This is a genomic window from Clostridium sp. SHJSY1, from assembly GCF_031626875.1.
In the GTDB taxonomy this organism is placed as follows: domain Bacteria; phylum Bacillota; class Clostridia; order Clostridiales; family Clostridiaceae; genus Clostridium.
Window position 1 is genome coordinate 14,560 of sequence record NZ_JANDMF010000014.1, and the last position, 20,385, is coordinate 34,944.

General features: G+C 28.2%; 23 protein-coding genes. 6 read left to right on the forward strand and 17 right to left on the reverse strand.

Annotated features, from left to right (window positions below):
• Window positions 1-9: 9 nt before the first annotated feature.
• From NNC19_RS08590 to zupT, 5 genes are all read right to left on the reverse strand, one after another.
• Complete coding sequence (locus tag NNC19_RS08590) at window positions 10-1,293, reverse strand: NCS2 family permease (RefSeq protein WP_310938224.1); 1,284 nt, start codon at window positions 1,291-1,293, stop codon at window positions 10-12.
• A gap of 147 nt (window positions 1,294-1,440) precedes the next feature.
• Window positions 1,441-1,995 (reverse strand): VTT domain-containing protein, encoded by a 555-nt coding sequence (locus tag NNC19_RS08595; protein ID WP_310938225.1) that lies wholly within the window; start codon window positions 1,993-1,995, stop codon window positions 1,441-1,443.
• Window positions 1,996-2,131: 136 nt separating this feature from the next.
• A complete protein-coding gene (locus tag NNC19_RS08600) occupies window positions 2,132-2,410 on the reverse strand; it encodes a hypothetical protein (RefSeq protein ID WP_310938226.1) in 279 nt (92 codons plus the stop codon).
• A gap of 195 nt (window positions 2,411-2,605) precedes the next feature.
• Window positions 2,606-4,426, reverse strand: a complete 1,821-nt coding sequence (locus tag NNC19_RS08605; protein ID WP_310938227.1) for a sulfite exporter TauE/SafE family protein — start codon at window positions 4,424-4,426, stop codon at window positions 2,606-2,608.
• Between the two features lie 166 nt (window positions 4,427-4,592).
• Window positions 4,593-5,396, reverse strand: a complete 804-nt coding sequence (gene zupT, locus NNC19_RS08610) for a zinc transporter ZupT (RefSeq protein ID WP_310938228.1) — start codon at window positions 5,394-5,396, stop codon at window positions 4,593-4,595.
• A gap of 184 nt (window positions 5,397-5,580) precedes the next feature.
• Between zupT and rpsD the strand changes: the two genes are divergently transcribed.
• Together rpsD and NNC19_RS08620 are read left to right on the forward strand one after the other, a co-directional pair.
• Window positions 5,581-6,180 carry a 30S ribosomal protein S4 gene (rpsD, locus tag NNC19_RS08615; RefSeq protein ID WP_310938229.1) on the forward strand — a complete coding sequence of 200 codons (600 nt, stop codon included), beginning with the start codon at window positions 5,581-5,583 and terminating at the stop codon, window positions 6,178-6,180.
• Window positions 6,181-6,237: 57 nt separating this feature from the next.
• Window positions 6,238-6,945: a hypothetical protein gene (locus NNC19_RS08620; RefSeq protein WP_310938230.1), complete on the forward strand. Its 708-nt coding sequence runs from the start codon at window positions 6,238-6,240 to the stop codon at window positions 6,943-6,945.
• Window positions 6,946-7,025: 80 nt separating this feature from the next.
• Here NNC19_RS08620 and NNC19_RS08625 read toward each other — a convergent pair whose 3' ends face one another.
• On the reverse strand, window positions 7,026-7,496 hold the full coding sequence (locus NNC19_RS08625) for a methylated-DNA--[protein]-cysteine S-methyltransferase (protein WP_310938288.1): 471 nt from the start codon (window positions 7,494-7,496) through the stop codon (window positions 7,026-7,028).
• A gap of 109 nt (window positions 7,497-7,605) precedes the next feature.
• Complete coding sequence (locus tag NNC19_RS08630; protein WP_310938231.1) at window positions 7,606-8,412, reverse strand: nuclease-related domain-containing protein; 807 nt, start codon at window positions 8,410-8,412, stop codon at window positions 7,606-7,608.
• 140 nt (window positions 8,413-8,552) lie between these two features.
• Here NNC19_RS08630 and NNC19_RS08635 point away from each other — a divergent pair, with 140 nt between their 5' ends.
• The gene (locus tag NNC19_RS08635; protein ID WP_310938232.1) at window positions 8,553-9,035 is read left to right on the forward strand and encodes a DUF4883 family protein; all 483 of its coding nucleotides are present in this window, start codon (window positions 8,553-8,555) and stop codon (window positions 9,033-9,035) included.
• 10 nt (window positions 9,036-9,045) lie between these two features.
• Here NNC19_RS08635 and folK read toward each other — a convergent pair whose 3' ends face one another.
• From folK to NNC19_RS08665, 6 genes are read right to left on the reverse strand one after another with little or no spacing between them, the layout of a single operon-like run.
• On the reverse strand, window positions 9,046-9,858 hold the full coding sequence (gene folK, locus NNC19_RS08640; protein ID WP_310938233.1) for a 2-amino-4-hydroxy-6-hydroxymethyldihydropteridine diphosphokinase: 813 nt from the start codon (window positions 9,856-9,858) through the stop codon (window positions 9,046-9,048).
• A 9-nt stretch (window positions 9,859-9,867) separates the two neighbouring features.
• On the reverse strand, window positions 9,868-10,677 hold the full coding sequence (gene folP / locus NNC19_RS08645) for a dihydropteroate synthase (RefSeq protein ID WP_310938234.1): 810 nt from the start codon (window positions 10,675-10,677) through the stop codon (window positions 9,868-9,870).
• 20 nt (window positions 10,678-10,697) lie between these two features.
• Window positions 10,698-11,174 (reverse strand): HD domain-containing protein, encoded by a 477-nt coding sequence (locus tag NNC19_RS08650; RefSeq protein WP_310938235.1) that lies wholly within the window; start codon window positions 11,172-11,174, stop codon window positions 10,698-10,700.
• A 23-nt stretch (window positions 11,175-11,197) separates the two neighbouring features.
• Entirely contained in the window at window positions 11,198-11,944 is a 747-nt protein-coding gene (locus NNC19_RS08655) for an aminotransferase class IV (protein WP_310938236.1), read from the reverse strand.
• A gap of 1 nt (window position 11,945) precedes the next feature.
• Window positions 11,946-13,280, reverse strand: a complete 1,335-nt coding sequence (gene pabB, locus NNC19_RS08660; protein ID WP_310938237.1) for an aminodeoxychorismate synthase component I — start codon at window positions 13,278-13,280, stop codon at window positions 11,946-11,948.
• Window positions 13,270-13,857, reverse strand: coding sequence for an aminodeoxychorismate/anthranilate synthase component II (locus NNC19_RS08665; protein WP_310938238.1), 588 nt, complete (start codon window positions 13,855-13,857; stop codon window positions 13,270-13,272). The genes pabB and NNC19_RS08665 overlap by 11 nt, the downstream gene beginning before the upstream one ends.
• 120 nt (window positions 13,858-13,977) lie before the next feature.
• Here NNC19_RS08665 and NNC19_RS08670 point away from each other — a divergent pair, with 120 nt between their 5' ends.
• Window positions 13,978-14,811: a PHP domain-containing protein gene (locus NNC19_RS08670; RefSeq protein WP_310938239.1), complete on the forward strand. Its 834-nt coding sequence runs from the start codon at window positions 13,978-13,980 to the stop codon at window positions 14,809-14,811.
• 36 nt (window positions 14,812-14,847) lie between these two features.
• On the opposite strand, the gene NNC19_RS08675 is transcribed toward NNC19_RS08670, so the two are convergent.
• Window positions 14,848-15,075: a phage holin gene (locus NNC19_RS08675; RefSeq protein WP_310938240.1), complete on the reverse strand. Its 228-nt coding sequence runs from the start codon at window positions 15,073-15,075 to the stop codon at window positions 14,848-14,850.
• 114 nt (window positions 15,076-15,189) lie between these two features.
• Window positions 15,190-15,909, reverse strand: coding sequence for a gamma-glutamyl-gamma-aminobutyrate hydrolase family protein (locus NNC19_RS08680; protein WP_310938241.1), 720 nt, complete (start codon window positions 15,907-15,909; stop codon window positions 15,190-15,192).
• 417 nt (window positions 15,910-16,326) lie between these two features.
• On the opposite strand from NNC19_RS08680, the gene NNC19_RS08685 reads away from it, so the two are divergent.
• The gene (locus tag NNC19_RS08685) at window positions 16,327-17,073 is read left to right on the forward strand and encodes a glycoside hydrolase family 16 protein (protein WP_310938242.1); all 747 of its coding nucleotides are present in this window, start codon (window positions 16,327-16,329) and stop codon (window positions 17,071-17,073) included.
• A gap of 226 nt (window positions 17,074-17,299) precedes the next feature.
• Complete coding sequence (locus NNC19_RS08690) at window positions 17,300-17,956, forward strand: hypothetical protein (RefSeq protein ID WP_310938243.1); 657 nt, start codon at window positions 17,300-17,302, stop codon at window positions 17,954-17,956.
• Window positions 17,957-18,051: 95 nt separating this feature from the next.
• On the opposite strand, the gene NNC19_RS08695 is transcribed toward NNC19_RS08690, so the two are convergent.
• Together NNC19_RS08695 and hprK are read right to left on the reverse strand one after the other, a co-directional pair.
• Entirely contained in the window at window positions 18,052-19,437 is a 1,386-nt protein-coding gene (locus NNC19_RS08695; protein WP_310938244.1) for an aminopeptidase, read from the reverse strand.
• Window positions 19,438-19,459: 22 nt separating this feature from the next.
• Window positions 19,460-20,377, reverse strand: coding sequence for an HPr(Ser) kinase/phosphatase (gene hprK, locus NNC19_RS08700; RefSeq protein WP_310938245.1), 918 nt, complete (start codon window positions 20,375-20,377; stop codon window positions 19,460-19,462).
• Window positions 20,378-20,385 lie beyond the last annotated feature (8 nt).

Consider the following 20,385-nt stretch of genomic DNA (forward strand, 5'->3'; position numbering starts at 1 on the left):
GATTTATTTTTAATGCATTACAAATTGAAGCAAAAATAAAGCTGCAATTGCATACATAGAAAAAGATAATTGTTTTTTCTTCTTTGAGAAAAGGTTAAACACAGGATAAGTAATAAATCCTACTGCTATTCCATCAGCTATACTATATGTAAATGGAATAAGTACAACTATCAGAAGTGCCGAAAACGCTTCTGATGGATTCTCTAAATTCATGTGTTTAAATTCTTGAAGCATTGATATTCCAATCACTATTAAAATCGGTGCAATTGCACTACTTGGAATAAATCCTATAAAAGGCAACAAAAAGAATGATGCTGCAAATAACATTGCAGTAGTTACTGTAGAAAGCCCTGTTTTTGCACCACTTGCAAACATTGATCCACTTTCTAAAGCTGACACTGTTGGACTAGTTCCAAAAATACCAGATATAAAAGTGGTAATGGAACTTGCCTTTAATATACGACCCCATTTTTCTTCTTGTTTTAGTACACTTACTTGTCCATTGGTTAAGCCAACTGTTTCAAATACAAGAACCATTGTCATTGTAAAAACAGCATTCCAAAATACCAAATCAGTAACTCCTGTAAAATCAGCCTTTAAAAACACATCTTGAAATGGTAAAATGCTTAAATTACTAGTTTCAACTTTTCCTGTAACACCAAGTAAAAAACTAATTCCTGTACCAAATAAAATACCAAACAAGTATGCTCCAGTAACTTTTCTAATTTCTAAAATAATTGTAACAATAGTTGTTATTAATGTTGCAAGAACAAATGGATCAGAAAATTTACCTACACTAATTATTGAATGAGCACCTTTTACAACAATACCACCTTTTTCTAATCCTATTAAAATTAAGAATAGACCAAGACCTACTGTAGTTGCTTGTTTTAAAACAAGTGGTATTGACTCATTTAATTTACGAGCAAGTGGTGTAAATGCAAGAATCATAAATAATAATCCACTAATTATCACAGCAGCAAATGCCTTTTCATATGATAATCCCATGCTGATTACTATAGTATAAGAGAATAATGCATTAACTCCCATTCCAGGTATCAATATAAGTGGTGCATTTGCATAAAATCCCATTATTAAACAACCTATAACAGATATTAATATAGTTGCAATTGCAACACCTTGGTAAGGAATAGATGCTTCAGCTAAAGTAGATGCATTTACCACTATGATATAGGAGACAGTAAAAAATCCAACTATACCTGCCAATATTTCAGTAGTAATTGATGTACCATGCTTTTCTAACTTAAAGATTTTTTCTAAAAGTTTTTTCATTTTTTCCTCTTTTATTAAATTAACCCTCTCCCGCCCTCAGAGTTATTTCTCTGCAATATTTAATATATTATCAAAAAACAAATTTATAATCAAGATGATACTTTCAAGTAATAAAAAATATAACTAATTTCACTTTTTACATGACTTTTATTTATTTACTCTTTTAAATACAACTATAATAAATATTAATGAAATAAGTGTTATAGATAGTCGTATCCAATTTTCATAGATATTAATTATATCATAACTAACAAGTGCTTCTAATGCTATTGATGGTGCCTTCCCAATGAATGTTGCAATAGTAAATATAAAACTATTTACATTGCTTATTGAAGCTGCTAATGTTATAACCCCTGATGGCAGAAATGGAATTATTCTTCCTTCAAATATTAATATTCCTGCTGTTTTCCCTTTACTAGAAATTATTTTAGAAAGCAATTTATTTTTTTCTGTGAATTTCTCTAACCTCTTCTTAAATCCTAATCTATAAACTTTAAAAGTAATATATGCTCCTATTGTTTCTCCTAACAATGATATAAAAAATCCATTAATAGGTCCAAAAAAAATTATGTTAGCCCCTGTTATAAACATTGATGGCAATACTCCAACCAAAGAAATTACTATGCTTAAAAAAATGCTTATAGGAATTGCTATGGAACTATTATTTCTCAAAACATTCAATAAATTATCTACATCAAGCATGACTCACTCCTTTATGATTTGTATTTTACTATAATGTACAATTATAAATTACAACCATTTCTACATCAATGCCTATATTCAAAAAAAGCTACTGGTAACATAAGTTATCCAACAGCTCTAATATCGTTCACTTTAATTATTCTATCATTGTTTGCTCATTATCTTTTTCTTTAGAATCTTTTTCTTCACGTTTCATATCCTTAATGATCATAGGAATCATAATTATCACCATAACAGGAAATATAAATGGTACCATTCCTATAATGGAAAACCTTACTGTTCCACTAAAATTTGCTAAAGAAAGGGCTACTGCAATTATAGCAGGTATTCCTAAAAATATTATTATAGCTAACATTCGCCTTTTTGCTTTGTATTTTTTAATTTCTTTATCTTTGTTATCTTCTTGATAATTCATAAAAATGTTCCCCTAACTTTAATAAATTAATATCTACTCTATCTATTACTTTTTACAAATGCATTTTAATTTAACTTTTTAAGAGTTATAATCTTTAATTTCAATTATAACTCTTAAACTTCCTATCTATCAACATTAATTTAATTATGTTTTCATTTTTATGACAATTCATATTTTTATAATCTCAGCTTATTTTTAACCTATAAATTCTTTGCGAATATCTTCTAAATTAACCTTTTCTAGTGAATCTGAAACCTTAATTCCAATTGCAACCACATTATTTCTAATAATAAGATATGTTCCACTTTTATCAATCTTCATTCCAACATTTACAATCCCCTTTTTACCAGTAAAGGTGTTTACATTTTCACCTGTATTTGCATCTACTATTGTAAATGTTCCTTCTGCATTATCAAATGAAGTAAAATCTATTGATAAATTTGTTTCTTTACCTTTTTCCAACACTATTACTAATGGCTCAAATTCATTACCAGTTCCTTTTATATTTAAGCTTTGCTTTCCACCATCAATATTTGCTTTTTTAATTAATCTATCAGTAGGTACTTTGCTTAAATCATCACCATATATACTTTGTGTTTGTGATGCACTAGAACTTGAACTGCCTCCAGTACAGCAACTCATTCCACTACTTTGAGCTGGTATAGAAGGATCATCCTTAGTAGTATCTACAGAATCAAGATCATCTGTAACTTTAATTACGCCTCTTATCATTCCCATCCAACAACTAAAGTTTATATCTTTATCCCCTGGTGTAAATTCTATTATGTTCTCTCCTGATTTTAGAGCTTTTTCTATATTTAAAGATGGTATTACAATAGAATTATTACATGAATTAAGTTGACTTCCTGTAATTATAAACTTAACAGGAGTACCTTTTTTAACATAAAAAGCATTTGGTGTGTATCCATTACTATCTGCTGTCATCTTTATTACTTGTACATTATTTTCAACAGTTGCTTTTCCTATATTGGAATTTGATTGATTTTGTCCACTTTCTGATAAGCTTTGTTTTATTGTATTAACACTAGGCACTCCAACTCCTGCTAATGCAAGACCACGGTTCCCCATTATAAATCCAAGCACTATAACTAAGAATCCACTAAATTTCAAAAGCTGCTTTGTGTACCCTTTGCTTAAAAATCCTGATATAGCTCCAAATGCAAGCATTAAAGGAACTGTTCCTAACGAAAATAAAAACATGGATAATGCTCCAGTTAATGCACTACCAGTTCCTAATGCATACAACTGCATTGTTTGCAAAGGTCCACATGGCATTAATCCATTTAACATTCCTACTAAGAAAGGGGCTTTAGGTTTATTTTTCAATATACATGAAGACCATGGCAATTTAATATTAAACTTTCTAAACATAGAAAATCCAGCCATGTTTAACCCCATTATTATCATAAATATTCCTGCAAATATTTGAAGTCCTGCTTTTACATTAAGTGATAATGATAGTACAGACCCTAATGCCCCTACAATACCACCTATAATGGTATAAGAAATTACTCTTCCAGTATTATATAAAATACCAGGCATTAATGAAGCAAATCTGCTCTTCTCTTCATTTAAATCATCATCTTTTGATATACTTTGTGTAAGCATTATTCCACCACACATACCAACACAATGAATTGATGTTAGCATACCAACTAAAAATAATACTGCATAAGATGCATTATTTAATTTAGCATCCATATCAAATCCTGATGTTGAACTACCAAGTAATAAAATGGCTGCAACTACAACTAAGAAACCTGCAAATTTAATATTTTTTGAATCCTTAGTGCTATAACCAGCTTTATTGATAGCTTCTCTTAATTGTTTTATGGAACAAAGATCTTCATCATATTCTACTGTTACTTGCTGTTCGGTAAAACTTGCTACAGCAATCCCAACCCCTGTAACTTTCTTCAATTCCCTTTCTACCCTATTTTCACAAGAAATACATGTCATATTATATACTTTAATTACCTCTTTTTTTATGTGCATTTTCCACCTCTACTACTTTCTACTTATCTTTATTAAATAAAGACAGTATACAAAAAAGTTATGAAGATTGTATGATGATATTAAATCTCAATATATTAATTTATAATACCAATGCAATCATGTAAAAATACACATAAACTAATACTTACATACAATAAGTTTATTTTTATAAGAATAATAACAGACTTACTGCCATTACTACCATTCCTGCTACTAATCCGTATATAGCTAAATGATGTTCTCCATATTCCCTAGCCGAAGGTAATAATTCATCTAAAGATATAAATACCATTATTCCAGCTATAGCTGCAAATAATATTCCAAAAACTACATCATTTATAAATGGCATTAGTATTAAATAACCAATAAGAGCACCAATTGGTTCTGAAAGCCCTGATAAAAATGAATATATAAAAGCTTTCTTTCTATTACCAGTTGCATAATATACTGGAACTGATACAGCTATCCCCTCTGGAATATTATGAATAGCTATTGCCACAGCAATCGATATGGCTATAGTTGGTTCTTGAAGTGCTGAAACAAAAGTTGCCAACCCCTCCGGAAAATTATGAATACCTACAGCAAGTGCAGTAAATACACCCACTCTCAAAAGTTTATTATTCTTCTGTAAATTCTCACTATCCATAGCCTCAACTTTATATATCTCATGAGGATTTTCTCCGCTAGGTATAAATTTATCTATAAGTGCAATTATAAGCATTCCTCCAAAAAAGGAAATTACATTAACCCATGATCCAAGCTTTAATCCTAATTCATTTGTAAGAGAAATTTTTGCTTGATAAAATAATTCCACCATAGAAACATATATCATTACACCTGCAGAAAATCCTAGGCTTATAGATAAAAATTTTGTGTTAGTTTTCTTTGCAAAAAATGCAATAGCACTTCCAATACCTGTTGATAATCCTGCCAAAAGTGTTAATCCAAAAGCTAATAAAATATTATTCATTCTACCCCTCCTTATTTTTTATCATATTCAATTTTAAAGATTATACACATAAATAGAATAAATTTTCAAGTAATTTTAAAAATTTATTGATAATTATTTTCATTTACTTTTCAATTTTTTTATATTATATTAGTTTTAGGCTTAATTTTATCGCGGCAAATTTCTATATGGAGATGATAATTTTATGGCAAAAATGAGAACACCTAGATTTAAATTATGTAGAAGACTTGGTTTAAATGTAATTGGAAATCCCAAAGCAATGAAAAGAGCTGATAATGGTAGTGCAAGAAATGCAAAAAAACTTTCTGCCTATGGAACTCAATTACTTGAGAAACAAAGGTTAAGAGCTTACTATGGAGTTATGGAAAAGCAATTTTCTATCTATGTAAAAAAAGCGCTTAAGGATAAAGAACAAACTGGATATTCTTTAATTAAAAGGCTAGAATGTAGACTTGATAATATTGTATTTAGATTAGGCTTTGCAAGTTCCATAGCACAGGCACGCCAAATTGTAGTTCATGGTCATATTTTAGTAAACAATAGTAAAGTTGATATTCCATCATTTAATATAAGCATCAATGATGTGGTTTCACTAAGAGAAAAATCACAAAAGAATGAATTATTCAAAAATAATTTCTTAAATAATATTCTTGATGTTTTCCCTTATTTAAGTAAAGATGAAGAAAATTTCTCAGGATCACTTTTAAGATACCCTTTACGTGAAGAAGTTCCTATTCAAATAAACGACTCTTTAGTTGTAGAATTCTATTCTAGACTAAATTAATCTCTCATCATAATTAAATCATTTACTATTATGTATTATAGAAAGGAGGTTTAGTATTTGCAAATTAATACAAAACCAAGTACTTATAATAAGGACATTTATAAAAATAATTTTTTTTGGGAAAATAAAATTATTAATAATGCCTCTTTATGGGAAGGTTATTTTGAAGATAAGGAAATAACAACAGAATCTAAGATTCTCTATATTGGAATACTTGATCTTGAAAAAGATATTATCCAATCAAGCTTTGTTGTCTATCCATCTATATACTCACTTTTAGGTTTTCTTCAACATGTATTTCTCCCTACTGCATTTTTTACTTGGTTTGAACGTCAGATTAATGAGTTTTATATACCTATGGCACCATTTTCAGAAATAGTTCATGAAATTACTGAAAATAACCCTAACCTTAATACTCAAGAAATTGCCTCTATGTTAGAGTTCTACTCTACTCTAGATAATGGTTGGTTGTTAGACAAAGAATCCCTAAATAAATTCGTTAAATCACACTCTGAATTTTTTAATAATACTTGGGATATGGACCCTGGTCAAAAATTATTCTTTAAAGTTTTTGATAATCCTACAAAAATTTTTGAATTTATAAAAGATTTTATTGGATGGTCTGATTTTAATGCTTTTATTGAAGAAGAAATTTCTATGAGCCTTGAAACATTTGAATTTACTTGTAACAATGCAATTAAAGAACCTCTTTTAAATAAAAACTTTATTCATATTTTAAATACTAATCTTCCAATTTTAATTTAACTTATAGTAAGGATACATTATTTTTGATACTGTATCCTTATTGTTTTAATATGATATACTTCAATTTTTTCATTATTAACTCATCCTATAATTTTTTCTATATTAAGTAATTTATCTTTTACATCTATTCCACCTGCATAACCAATAAGCTTTCCATTAGATCCAATTACTCTATGGCAAGGAATTATAATCATTATTGGATTTTTATTATTAGCCATTCCTACAGCTCTTGAAGCTTTTTCATTACCAATTGCTTTTGCAATTTCTTTATAACTCCTAGTTTCTCCAAAAGGAATTTCCATGAGAGCATTCCATACTTTTTTCTGAAATTCAGTACCATGTGGATTTAATGGTAAATTAAAATATTTTCTTTTCCCATCAAAGTATTCATTAAGTTCTTTTATAGCTTGTTTTAGTAATAAAGTTTCTTCTTTCACTAATATTTCTTCCTGTAAATCATGGTTAACTAAATCTATACTTGTAATTGCTCTTCCGTTTTCTTCTATTCTAATTCTTCCTATTTTAGTATCATAATAAAATATATTCATTATTTTAATCCTCCCAAAATACCTGTCATAATCTATAATTATTTAATAATATTCAATACAAATATTATTATAAAGGTATTATAAGATTATTAATACATACTAATTTTATCCTCTATGTTCTTTGCATATATATTATATTTAAGATATAAACAATAAAAAAAGCTGAAATAAAAATTAATCTGCTTCTAAATGCCCAAATATTATCTACAAATTTATTATACAGAATCTCTTCTTTGTGAATATCCTTGCTTTCAATTAATTTTTTAAAAAGTTTATCATACAGTTCATCTGAATCAATTTCCTTATCTATAGGATAATCAGCAATGTAATTAAATAACTCATCATATCTAATTATTGGAACATCAGAGTTTTCTTCCCCTTCAATATAAACCCTATCATTAACCATAACTATTAAATCTATAATTAAATCCTCATCAAACAATTTAATCAAGTAGTCTCTATTTTTTCTAACTTCTGTTATTGGTGATATAACACCCCTATTGCCTTTTCTACTTGTCTTATACCATTTATTATATTTATTAATATGAAACTCACCTTTATAATTACATTTTACTATATTAAAAACGCCTTTATTTGTAATAACTATATTTTCTATTTTAAAATTATCATCTCCATCTTTTAATATCAATCCTTCCATGATATTAAAATTATCTTTTAACTTTCCTATTTCTCTATTAACTTTATAATTTTCTTCTATGAAACCATTGGTGATATCACTTTTCATTTTATTATATTTAATAAATGGTCCACAAAGGAAAATAGAAAGAGTAACAAAAAATATATTACCTGAAGCTCCATCAAGCCCTATTTTCAACAATAGAATACAAAAAGAATAAATAAAATAAACAAATATAAATGCATAAAAAAAAGAAACTCCTCTTTTAACAATAGTGATCATCACTTAACCTCCAAAATATTATTTCTATTAAAATTCTCTCCACTAATAAAGCTTTTAAACAGTTACTTTCCATAATTTGTTCTAAAAACAATATATGTGAATACATTATTAGGGTAGTTACAATGCTAGGAGTGATTATTTTGAAGAAGTTAAAGCTATTTTTTATTTTTCTATTAATTATTATGTTACAAGGTTGTGCTTTTGATGATCCTAAATATCTGCATCTAAAACAAAAATCAGATATTGCACTATACACTAAAGAAATTTATGCTAAAGTTCTTCAAAATGAAGACTTCTCAATAGAATTTTTTGACACTAATTTATATAAGGATATATCTGTCTCTACAGAAGAAAATGATGTTATAGAAAACTTTATTAGTTCTTTATCAGATGAGAATTACAAAGAAGATGGAATGCCTACTGAAAAGGAAAATTATCAATTAAGAATACAATTTTCAGATAGTAAATACATTATTAAAGTTTATAATAATGATTTAGTTGCTATTTTACCTTGGGATGGTAACTACAAAGAAGATATCATATCTATGAAAGATGTCCCTATACGTTATAATCTTTATGACTTCTGCAAGCATGTAGAAAATCAAGCCAAGGCATTTAAATAGCAATCCATAATTATTTAAGTTCTTCTAATATTTTAAAAACTCTTTTATTAAGTAAAGGATGTATTTTATTTGGAGCAATTTCATTTAATGGTTTTAGAACAAATTCTCTTTCCTCCATCCTTGGGTGGGGGATTGTCACATAATCATCTTCTAAAACTAAGTCATCATAAAATATAATATCTAAATCTATTATCCTAGGCCCCCACTTAACTTCTCTTACTCTATGCATTTTTTCTTCAATATCTAATAGTCTATCTAAAAGATACTTTGGAGATAATATTGTTCTTATTTTAACTGCTCCATTTACAAACTCATCTTGATCAAGTTTCCCCCATGGTTCTGTAACTATGAATGAAGATACTTCTATTACTTCTATGTTTGTATCTTCTTTTATCATATCAATAGCTTTATGCAGGTTATTTTCTTTATCTCCAATATTACTTCCTATAGAAAGATAAGCCTCATGCCAACCTCTATCTACCTCTACGGCTGCATATTCTACATGCCTTCCTATTGGAGCCCATGGTTTTTTTAATTTCACTTTAACACTTTTTATAGCTGGATAAGTAATTAATGTAAATTCAGCCACCCTCTCTGCTGCTGTCTCAATAAGATCATAGCTCTTTTCTGTAAAGACTTTTTCAATGCCTAAACAAAGCTCTCCATAATGAACTGATTTTTTTAAATTACCTGTCTTTCCCGCTTCTTCTAAAGATAAACTTGCTTCTAAATCTAAAATAAACTTCTGTCCTAAGTTTTTTTCTTCATTAAATACACCATGATTAGCAAATATCTCAAAGTTTTTTATATAAATTTTATCCATAATTATCACTTACCTTGCCTTTAATATTGTATCTGTCATAACACACACTCTTTTATTTTCAAGAACATCATGAACTCTTATAAATTCACACCCCTTCATTATTCCCATAACTGTAGTTGCTAAAGTTCCTTCAACTCTATCTTCTACAGGCAAATTAAGTGCTAATCCTACCATAGATTTTCTAGAAGTTCCCAAAAGCACTGGATATCCTAAAGTTTTAATTTTTTCAAGATTATTCATTACAATTAAATTTTCTTCATAAGTCTTTGCAAATCCTATACCTGGATCCAAAATGATATTTTCCTTTTTAACTCCTGCACTTATAGCAATATCTATACTTTCTTCTAAATCTGTTAGAACATCCTCCATTAAATCATTATAATGGTTGTTCTCCCTATTATGCATAAGAATACAAGGAACATCATACTTTGCTGAAACATTTGCCATATTTCTATCTTTTTTAAATCCCCAAATATCATTTATAACATCTGCACCAGCTTTTATAGCTTCCTCTGCTGTTTTTGCCTTATATGTATCTATTGAAACATTAATATCAAACTTTTCTTTTATAGCTTTAATTATTGGTACTACTCTCTTTATTTCTTCTTCTACCTCTACTGCCTCAAAGTTAGGCCTTGTAGATTCTCCTCCAATATCTATAATATCTGCACCAGCTTTTATCAGTTCTTCAGTTCTTTTTAAGGCTAAGTCTATTTCATTATACTTTCCACCATCTGAAAAAGAATCTGGAGTAACATTTAAAATTCCCATAACATAAGTTCTTTTTCCAAGTATAAATTCTTTATTGCCTATTTTCATTATTTTTACCCCCATTTTATTTAGTATTTTATATCAAAATTTTTCTTTTCCTCACTCCAATAGCATTCATCTATAGCCTCGCAATTAAAGCAATTTCTTGATATCTTATCACTTTTATAGATTATTTTAGATAGCTGATCTGCACTATCAGCTTTTCTATGTGATTCAATAGCTTTTAATATACTATCTTTTTCTTCTTTAGTAAAACCAGAATTCTCCAATAATTCTTCTGCTATTATAACACTACCATCATGATGAGGTATTTCTTTTTCATATTCCAGAACTCTACCAATATCATGAAGTAATGCTATAACATATATAACTTCTTTAGAAAATCCTAAATTTTCTTCAAGAACTTTAATATATGCTATTCTAGCCACATCTAGGAAATGTTCCATCGTATGTCTGCAAAACTTTCTATCTTTCTCTAAAGCTTCTAATCTTTCTAAGTAAGATTTATACCTTTTGTCATTTAATATTTCATTAACCTTATCCAAGATGCACTCCTTCTCCCTATTTATTACTTATTATTATAAATGAATTTATCATAAGCTTCTTTTATGGAATTTGTATATAATTCATTATCATAAATAAATTCATCTATTCTATTTACTTTCATTATCCCCATTAAACTATTTGTTATAAAAACTTCATCTGCACTTTCTAAGTCTTCATACAGAATATCTTCTTCTTGCACCTTGAAATTTTTTATAGCCCATTTTCTTATTATACCACCTAATAAACCATTCTCTATTTTAGGTGTTATAATTCTTTCATTTTTTATTATAAATATATTACTACAACTAGTTTCAGTTACAAAACCTCTTTCATTTAAGAATAAAACATCATCAAATCCTAATTTTTTCATCTTTTCTTTTTCCAATATATTTTCTATATAACATGTTGATTTTATATAAGTTAAACAAGATGAACTATTTCTTTTAACATTTGATAACTTCAAACTAAAACCTCTTTTATAATCTTCACTTTTATATGTAATATCTCTTTTAGTAATAACTATATTTAAAGGAGTAACCATTACCTTTATCCCCTTATTTTTAACTTCTAATCCTCTCAAAAATTTAATTAATTCATCTTCTTCTAAAGGTTTAAGCTTTAATACATTTAATCCAGTTTTAAGTCTTTCTATATGCTCTTTTAAAAATATTGGTCCCTTAAGCCATAATATAGTTTCAAAAATACTTTTACCAAAAAAACTTCCTTCATCTAACAGAATATTATCTTCTTCATAAATTATTTTTCTCATTTTAAAGTACCTTCATTAAGGCCTTAGCTTTGTCACATGTTTCATACCATTCTTCTTCAGGATTTGAATCCCATGTTATGCCACCACCCACTCCAAAGTATGCCTTATTTTCCTTCTTAATTATTGTTCTTATTACTATATTAAAATCACAATTCCCTCTTAAATCAAAATATCCGATAGATCCAGTATATAAATTTCTTTTTAATCCCTCAAGTTCTTCTATAATTTCCATAGATCTTATCTTTGGGGCCCCTGTTATAGAGCCTCCTGGAAAACATTCTTTTAAACATTGAATTTCTGAAACCCCATTTTTAAGTATCCCTTGAACTGTTGCCACCAAATGAAATACAGTAGCATATTTCTCTATCTTAAATAATTCAGTAACTTTAACCTTATCACACGTCTTACTTAAATCATTTCTTTCTAAATCAACTATCATTAGAAGCTCTGCCTTATCTTTTTCTGAATTTATTAAAGCTTCTCTATTTATCTTGTCCTCTTCTTCATCTTTACCCCTTGGTCTTGTTCCTTTAATTGGCCTTGTTGTTACAACTCTATCCATTATAGATAAAAATCTCTCTGGAGAAGAACTTATTACTTGAAAATCTTCAAAGTTCATAAATGCAGAAAAAGGAGCCTTATTTATACTTCTAAGCTTTTCATATATATTAAAGGCTGATTCATTATTATTACACCATATTCGCCTTGTCATATTAGCTATATAAGTATCTCCACTTCTTATATACTCTTTAAGTCTATCTATCTTTTTCTCATATTCTTCTTTTTCAAAATTTGAATAGAATTTTGTATTTTTTTTATGTAAAACTACTTCCTCATATTCTTTATATCCTTTAAGCGTTTCTTCTACATGATATATACTATTTTCTCCTTTTATTTCTAGAGCTGTTAAATACATTTTCTTATTTATGATGTCAAATATAATTATATTTTCATACAATAAAAATTTACTATCTGGTAATATAAAATCTTCTTTAGATATATCTGGGATCTCTTCTAAAATTCTTCCTGTATCATAAGAAAAATACCCTATAACTCCACCTATAAAAGGTAAATTTGACTTTTCTTCTATTTTATATTTTCTTAATAAATCTTCTAAATTCTTAAATGGATTTTCTCCTTCTAGCTTTATCTCATCTAAATATGAATTTTTTCCACTAGATGTAAACTTCCATATAGGATTTACTCCTATAAATGAAAATAGAGAATATGGACTATCTTCCTTTGAACTATCAAGAAAAATACTATCCTTTTCATCTGCAAACAGTCTATATACATCAAGTGGCTTATAATAACCTTTAAGTTCTTTAATCTTCATTATTAAACCTCTTGCATTCTAAAATAAAATTATTTAATAACCTATGTCCTTCCTCTGTTAGTTCTGCTTCTGGATGAAATTGAACTCCATATATAGGATAATTTTTATGGCTTAATCCCATTATAATTCCATCTTCTGTTTTTGCAGTTACTAGAAGTTCTTTTGGTAACTCTTCTTCAGAAACTATTAAGGAATGATATCTAGTAACTCTTAATGGATTTTTTATATCTTTAAATATTCCTTTTCCATTGTGGGTTATACAGCTTAACTTTCCATGAACAGGTTCTTTTCCTTTTATAACCATTCCTCCAAAATAGTGGCCTATACATTGATGTCCTAAACATATGCCAAGTATTGGCGTATCACCTTTAAATTTTTCTATAATATCTAAACATAATCCTGATTCTTTAGGATTCTTAGGTCCTGGTGATAATATAATTCCTGTATATTTCTTTTTTTCTATAAACTCTAAAGTAATTTTATCATTTCTATGAATCTCTATCTCTTCACCTAATTCATTAAAATATCTAACAAGGTTATAAACAAATGAATCATAGTTATCAATCATAAGTAACATTCATTTCCTCCAGGTATATATATTGTGAGATGTAATAAACTATAGTAAAATACTAATAATACGTAAATTATAACATAGTTTTTTATTATAAAATTATTTATATGGAAGGAGTAGATACTTTTGATTCTTGTTGATTTTCATAATCACACCACCTTTTCTGATGGAATTCTTTCTCCAAGGCAGATGGTTAATAGAGCCTTTAAGAATGGTGTTAAATTTCTAGCTATAACTGACCACGATACAATAGGTGGACTTAAAGAAGCAACTAATGAAGCTTTAAACTTAGGCATAACCTTAATTCCTGGTATAGAATTATCAACAACACATAATCATGAAAGCATTCATCTTTTAGGCTTCTTTAGAGGTGAAAGATATAAAGACAATAATTTTATAGATATTTTAAATAATATGCAAAATCATAGGATTATAAGAGCAAAAAAGATGGTAGAAAAGCTTAAAGAAAAATTTAATATAGAAATAAGTTTTGAAAATGTACTACATAGAGGAAAAGAAGTTGTAGCAAGGCCTCACATTGCAGATGAAATAATAAGTGCTGGATATCCTTATGATAAAGATTATATTTTTGATAACTTTATAGGCAAAGATTGTCCAGCCTTCGTTCCTACAACAAAAATGTCTACTGAAGAAGGTGTGAAATTATTAAAGAAATATAATGCCATGGTTTTCTTAGCACATCCAATTCTTATTAAGAATTCACCATTAACTGATTTCTTGAATATAGGTCTTGATGGAATAGAAGCAATATACTTTCAAAACTCTGAAGAGGATGAAAAAAAGCTTCTAAATTTTGCAGATGAAAATGAACTTCTTGTAAGTGCTGGTTCTGATTGTCATGGAGATATTGAAAATGATAAAAGACATGGAGATATTGGTTCTATGCATGTACCTAATGAATTACTTAGAAAATTCTTATCTTCATATAATGGTGATTAAAAGAAGGTTGTCTCATACAAGAGACAACCTAATATTTTAACTATTATTCTCTTCTGATTCTTTCTTATCATCAGAAAACCATCTACATTCTGTAGTTGGATTATTAAGAATCCCTAATGTAACCAATATTCCTAACACTAGATTCATAATAGTTTCATAATTATCTGGTAATATATCTAACCCTGCGCTCTTTAATATCATAGGAATTAAAGCAGCTATAGATATCCATAATCCATGATTCTTAAAGCGAGATTTATCTAACATAAAAATCCCTCCTCTTCGTAATACATGATATGAAAATTCATAAATCTTTGTTCTTTATAAAAATACTATATCTTGTAATTTTACAAATTATTTTAAATTCTGTTTTTCTCTCTTTTAGCATGCTTTTATTAAACCTTCAAATAAAGGTCTCATACTATCAAAATGATTAAACATAATTTCTGGATGCCATTGAACTCCAACTCCCCAATTGTAATCTTTAACTTCAAGAGCTTCAATTACACCATCAGGTGCTTGTCCTGTAATTATTAAATTATCTCCTAGTTTTTCTACTGATTGATGATGAAAACTATTTACATATATTTCATCACCAAGCAAATCATACAAAATTGTATTACTTTCAAAATTGACCTTATGAATTAAATTACATCTTTCCCCACGTTGTTGATGCTGTATTGTATCATTTGGTATCTCATCTAAATCTTGATATAATGTACCACCACATACTACATTTAAAATCTGAACGCCACGGCAAATAGCTAAAAATGGTTTTTCTGCTTTTAATACTTTCTTCATTAATTTTAACTGAAATTCATCTAATCTTGAATCAACATACCCTAACTTTTTATGAGGATTCTTATTGTAATAAATTGGATTAATATCTATTCCACCAGTAAATAGAAAGCCATCACAAATATCTACATATGCATCTAGACTTAATTCTGAAGAAATAACTGGAATAATTAAAGGAATGCCCCCTACTTTCTCAATAGCTTGTATATATTCATTATTCACTGAAATTTTATCTATTTTATTTGCTACTGGATTTTCATCAACACAAATTGTAGCTACTAAACCAATTTTAACTTCTGCCATTTCATTCACTCCTTTATTAGAAAACCTGTGATTAATATATTTGAATTGCTTCACTTTATCACCAGAAGTTTTCCAAGCATTCTTATATGTTAAATAAGTATACTTTACAACTTAATACTTTGTCAATAAACAAAATATTAATAATTTCCTTTATTAAATTATATTATAAATATCTATAGAATTCACACTAATCTTACTTTATTTTTCATATTTATCAACTTTTTCATTTTATATTATGCTGGTTTTGTCAAATTCTTCACACAATATCATTATACAAATATAACAAAATAGTAAACAATATTTCTATTAAACTTTAGTTTCCAGGATTTTTTTTTGCAATTAAAATGATTTTTTTATATTATAATATAATAACGTGTCCTATATTTTATAATACCTATTTACTTCAAGGGAGAATGTATGAACAAAAGAAATTTAAAAATTTTATCATTAGGAATTATTATAAGTACTCTATTGACAGGCACTTTACCAATCAAATCTTCATTATTAGTTTCAACACATTTTGCTGATGAATTTGAATATTCAAATTCAAAAGCCTGGTCAAAATCTAATGGTTGGTCTAATGGAGGTATGTTTAATTGTACTTGGAGCTCTAAAAATGTTAATTTTAATAACAGTATAATGAATCTTACTTTAAATAAAAATATTCAAAGCAACACCAAACCTTATGCTGGTTCAGAATATCGTACAAATGATACTTATGACTATGGAATCTATCAAGCAAAGATGAAACCAGCTAAAAATATTGGTATAGTCTCTTCATTTTTTACATATACAGGTCCATCTGATGATACTCCTTGGGATGAAATCGATATAGAATTTTTAGGAAAAGATACTACAAAAGTACAATTTAATTATTTTACAAATGGTGTGGGTAATCATGAATACATTTATAATTTAGGATTTGATGCATCAACAAGCTATCATACCTATTCTTTTATTTGGCAACCAACTTATATCGCATGGTTAGTTGATGGGGTGGAGGTATATAGAGCAACTGATAACATACCATCTCATCCTGGTAGAATCATCATGAATTTATGGCCTGGAATAGGTGTAGATTCTTGGTTAGGTACTTATAATGGGGTTACTCCTATAACAACATCTTATGATTGGATAACTTATGACCCTTTTAATACATATTGATTTACTCAAATATCAAAAAAGATAAACATAATAACAATAGAAATATATTTCTTAATTGGTTTTATTCTTATAATCTGATTTTTTTCATAAGAAAATAAATATTGGTTAATATCCCCTATCATTTTCTGCTTTTATCCAATTAAGTTTATTTATGTTATAATAAATTCATATTATCATACTTAAATTGACATTTAATTAAAAATTCAAATTATATATGGAGGCTATTATGAAAATAACTAAACCAAAGTTTTTTATTCTCTTATTATCACTTTTTTCAATTTTTCTAATTAGTTGTGATAAACCTAATAGTGACAATAAACCTGATATTAAAGATGAAGTAAAAAAACCTGTAATTTATCTTTATCCAACTTCAGAACAAAAAGTTAATGTAAAATTAAATTACAGGGGTACTCTTACCTGTACTTATCCAGAATATAAAGATGGTTGGAAAGTAATAGCAAAGCCTGATGGAACATTAACTAACATTTCAGATGATAAAGAATATTCTTATTTGTATTGGGAAGGTATCTCTGACAAAAAATTTGATATGTCTAAGGGATTTATTGTAAGAGGTAGTGAAACAAAAGAATTTCTTCAAGAAAAACTTAAATATTTAGGCTTAACTCCTAAAGAATACAACGAATTCATTGTATATTGGCTTCCTATTATGCAAAACAATAAATACAATCTTATAACTTTCGCTGGAGAAGATTATGAAAAATCAGCTGAACTTAATATAACACCAAAACCAGACTCTATTTTAAGAATAATGATGGTTTTTAAACCATTAGACAAACCTATAAATATAGAAGAACAAGAACTCAAGCCATTTGAAAGAAAAGGGTTTACTGTTGTTGAATGGGGTGGAACTGAACAAGATTAAGTAATTTATTATATAAAAGTGAAATTTAGATAAAAAATATAAAGGTAGTTCAGTTAATCAATGAACTACCTTTATATAATATATAAAAAACTCCTTTATGCTTCTAGTAAAAATGCATAATATCCTTTCATTGTTTCATAGATATCCACTTTGCTTGCTATCTCCCATGGCGCATGCATATTAAGTAAAGCTACTCCACAATCTATTACTTCCATATTATAATGAGCTGCAATATATGCAATAGTTCCACCGCCTCCTTGGTCAACCTTACCAAGTTCTGCTGTTTGAATTGTTATATGGTGTTTGTCCATTATATTTCTAAGCTCAGCCATGTATTCAGCATTTGCGTCATTACAACCATATTTTCCTCTTGATCCAGTATATTTATTAAATACCATTCCTTTTCCAAAGAAAGCTGCATTTTTCTTTTCCATTACAGAAGGATAATTAGGGTCAAAAGCTGCACTTACATCAGATGATAACATTTTAGAGTTCTTTAAGCATCTTCTAAGTTTAATTTCTGAATAACCTTGAACTCTGTCCATTACCTCTACTATTGCATTTTCGAAGAATTTAGAATGCATTCCAGTTGCTCCTGCACTTCCTATTTCTTCTTTGTCTACTAAAAGACATACACATGTTTTATCAACCTTTTCCATATTAAGAAGTGCCATAAGTGAAGTATATGAACAAACTCTATCATCATGTCCATATCCCATAATCATACTTCTATCTATTCCATAATCCCTTGCCTTACCAGCAGGAACAATTTCTAGCTCTGCTGATAAGAAATCTTCTTCTTCAAAAGCATACTTTTCATTTAATATTTTTAGTATATTAGCTTTTACAGCATTCTTTTTTTCTCCTTTAAGTGGCATACTACCTATAAGAACATTAAGATCTTCCCCTTCAATTACAGTGTTTGCTTTTTTCACTAATTGATTTTGTGCTAAATGAACTAAAAGATCAGATACTCCAATCACTGGATCACTATCATCTTCGCCAATTACAACATCAATTTTAGTTCCATCTTTTTTAACTACTACCCCGTGAATTGCTAGAGGTAATGTAACCCATTGATATTTCTTTATTCCACCATAATAATGTGTGTCAAAAAGAGCTAATTCTGTGTCTTCATATAAAGGATTTTGTTTTAAATCTAATCTAGGAGAATCTATATGTGCTCCTAGTATTTTAAGACCATATTCTAAGTCTTTTTCCCCTATTATAAATAATACTATTGCTTTCCCCATATTATTCGCATATACTTTATCTCCAACTTCAAGTGTTTCTCCACTTTTTATTATGTTCTCAATATCTCTAAATCCATTAGCTTCAGCTATTTTGATTGTTTCTTTTACACATTCTCTTTCCGTTTTACATTTTGATATAAACTCTTTATATCCTTCATTAAAATCAAAAATTGCTCTTATGCCACTTTCATCATACTTTTCCCAAGCATTTTTTTCTCTCTTGTCCATATATTCCACTCCAATTGTCATTTTATATTCTTTTTGTAGCTTCAGTTTCCATTCTTTTTTCAATTATATCAACTGGAGAAATATTAGACATCAATTGTTGTCGATAATTTACCGCAGCAGCTTCAATTATAACAGCTATATTACGGCCTGGCCTTACAGGTATTGTAAGCTTTCTTACTTGAACTCCTAATATCTCCATATATTCATCATTTATTCCTAATCTATCATAATCATTGTCATCTTTCCAATGTTCAAAATGCATAACCAATGTTATTTTCTTTTTTTGTTGAACAGAACTTAATCCATATAGTGCTGAAACATCTATTATTCCTATACCTCTAACTTCTAACATTCCTATAGTTACATTTGGTGAACTACCAATAAGATCCCCATCTATTTCTCTTATGTCAACAGCATCATCTGTTACTAATCTATGACCTCTCTTTATAAGCTCAAGAGCTGTTTCACTCTTGCCAATTCCACTCTCACCTGTAATTAGAATTCCTATACCATAGACATCTACCAACACACCATGTAACCTAGTTTCTGGAGCTAACTTATCTGCAAGATATATTGTAAGTTTACTCATAAGTTTTGTTGTTACCAGTTGACTTCTTAAAACCCAAATTTCTTTCTTTTTAGCTTGTTCAATAAATTCATCATGAGGCTTTAAACCTCTTGAAACTATTATGCAGTTCATTTCAGAAGTAAAATATTTTTTCAATCTTTTCTTCCTTACTTCCAATTGCATATCATCCAAAAAACTCCATTCTGCTTTTCCTATAACCTGCACTCTTTCTGGAGCAAAATAATTATAAAAACCAGCTAATTGCAAACCTGGTCTATTTATGTCATTTACTATAATCTCCTGATCTTCATTTCCCTCTACTAAAACCTCCAAATCGAAGTCTTTAATTAGTTTCTCCACCCTTACTGCCAAATTGAATC

What these genes read in the sequence shown, in the direction of transcription:
- NNC19_RS08590 (WP_310938224.1), bottom strand. Translation starts at nt 1,293, where the DNA reads ATGAAAAAACTTTTAGAAAAAATCTTTAAGTTAGAAAAGCATGGTACA.
- NNC19_RS08595 (WP_310938225.1), bottom strand. Translation starts at nt 1,995, where the DNA reads ATGCTTGATGTAGATAATTTATTGAATGTTTTGAGAAATAATAGTTCC.
- NNC19_RS08600 (WP_310938226.1), bottom strand. Translation starts at nt 2,410, where the DNA reads ATGAATTATCAAGAAGATAACAAAGATAAAGAAATTAAAAAATACAAA.
- NNC19_RS08605 (WP_310938227.1), bottom strand. Translation starts at nt 4,426, where the DNA reads ATGCACATAAAAAAAGAGGTAATTAAAGTATATAATATGACATGTATT.
- zupT (WP_310938228.1), bottom strand. Translation starts at nt 5,396, where the DNA reads ATGAATAATATTTTATTAGCTTTTGGATTAACACTTTTGGCAGGATTA.
- rpsD (WP_310938229.1), top strand. Translation starts at nt 5,581, where the DNA reads ATGGCAAAAATGAGAACACCTAGATTTAAATTATGTAGAAGACTTGGT.
- NNC19_RS08630 (WP_310938231.1), bottom strand. Translation starts at nt 8,412, where the DNA reads ATGATCACTATTGTTAAAAGAGGAGTTTCTTTTTTTTATGCATTTATA.
- folK (WP_310938233.1), bottom strand. Translation starts at nt 9,858, where the DNA reads ATGGATAAAATTTATATAAAAAACTTTGAGATATTTGCTAATCATGGT.
- folP (WP_310938234.1), bottom strand. Translation starts at nt 10,677, where the DNA reads ATGAAAATAGGCAATAAAGAATTTATACTTGGAAAAAGAACTTATGTT.
- NNC19_RS08655 (WP_310938236.1), bottom strand. Translation starts at nt 11,944, where the DNA reads ATGAGAAAAATAATTTATGAAGAAGATAATATTCTGTTAGATGAAGGA.
- pabB (WP_310938237.1), bottom strand. Translation starts at nt 13,280, where the DNA reads ATGAAGATTAAAGAACTTAAAGGTTATTATAAGCCACTTGATGTATAT.
- NNC19_RS08665 (WP_310938238.1), bottom strand. Translation starts at nt 13,857, where the DNA reads ATGTTACTTATGATTGATAACTATGATTCATTTGTTTATAACCTTGTT.
- NNC19_RS08675 (WP_310938240.1), bottom strand. Translation starts at nt 15,075, where the DNA reads ATGTTAGATAAATCTCGCTTTAAGAATCATGGATTATGGATATCTATA.
- NNC19_RS08680 (WP_310938241.1), bottom strand. Translation starts at nt 15,909, where the DNA reads ATGGCAGAAGTTAAAATTGGTTTAGTAGCTACAATTTGTGTTGATGAA.
- NNC19_RS08685 (WP_310938242.1), top strand. Translation starts at nt 16,327, where the DNA reads ATGAACAAAAGAAATTTAAAAATTTTATCATTAGGAATTATTATAAGT.
- NNC19_RS08690 (WP_310938243.1), top strand. Translation starts at nt 17,300, where the DNA reads ATGAAAATAACTAAACCAAAGTTTTTTATTCTCTTATTATCACTTTTT.
- NNC19_RS08695 (WP_310938244.1), bottom strand. Translation starts at nt 19,437, where the DNA reads ATGGACAAGAGAGAAAAAAATGCTTGGGAAAAGTATGATGAAAGTGGC.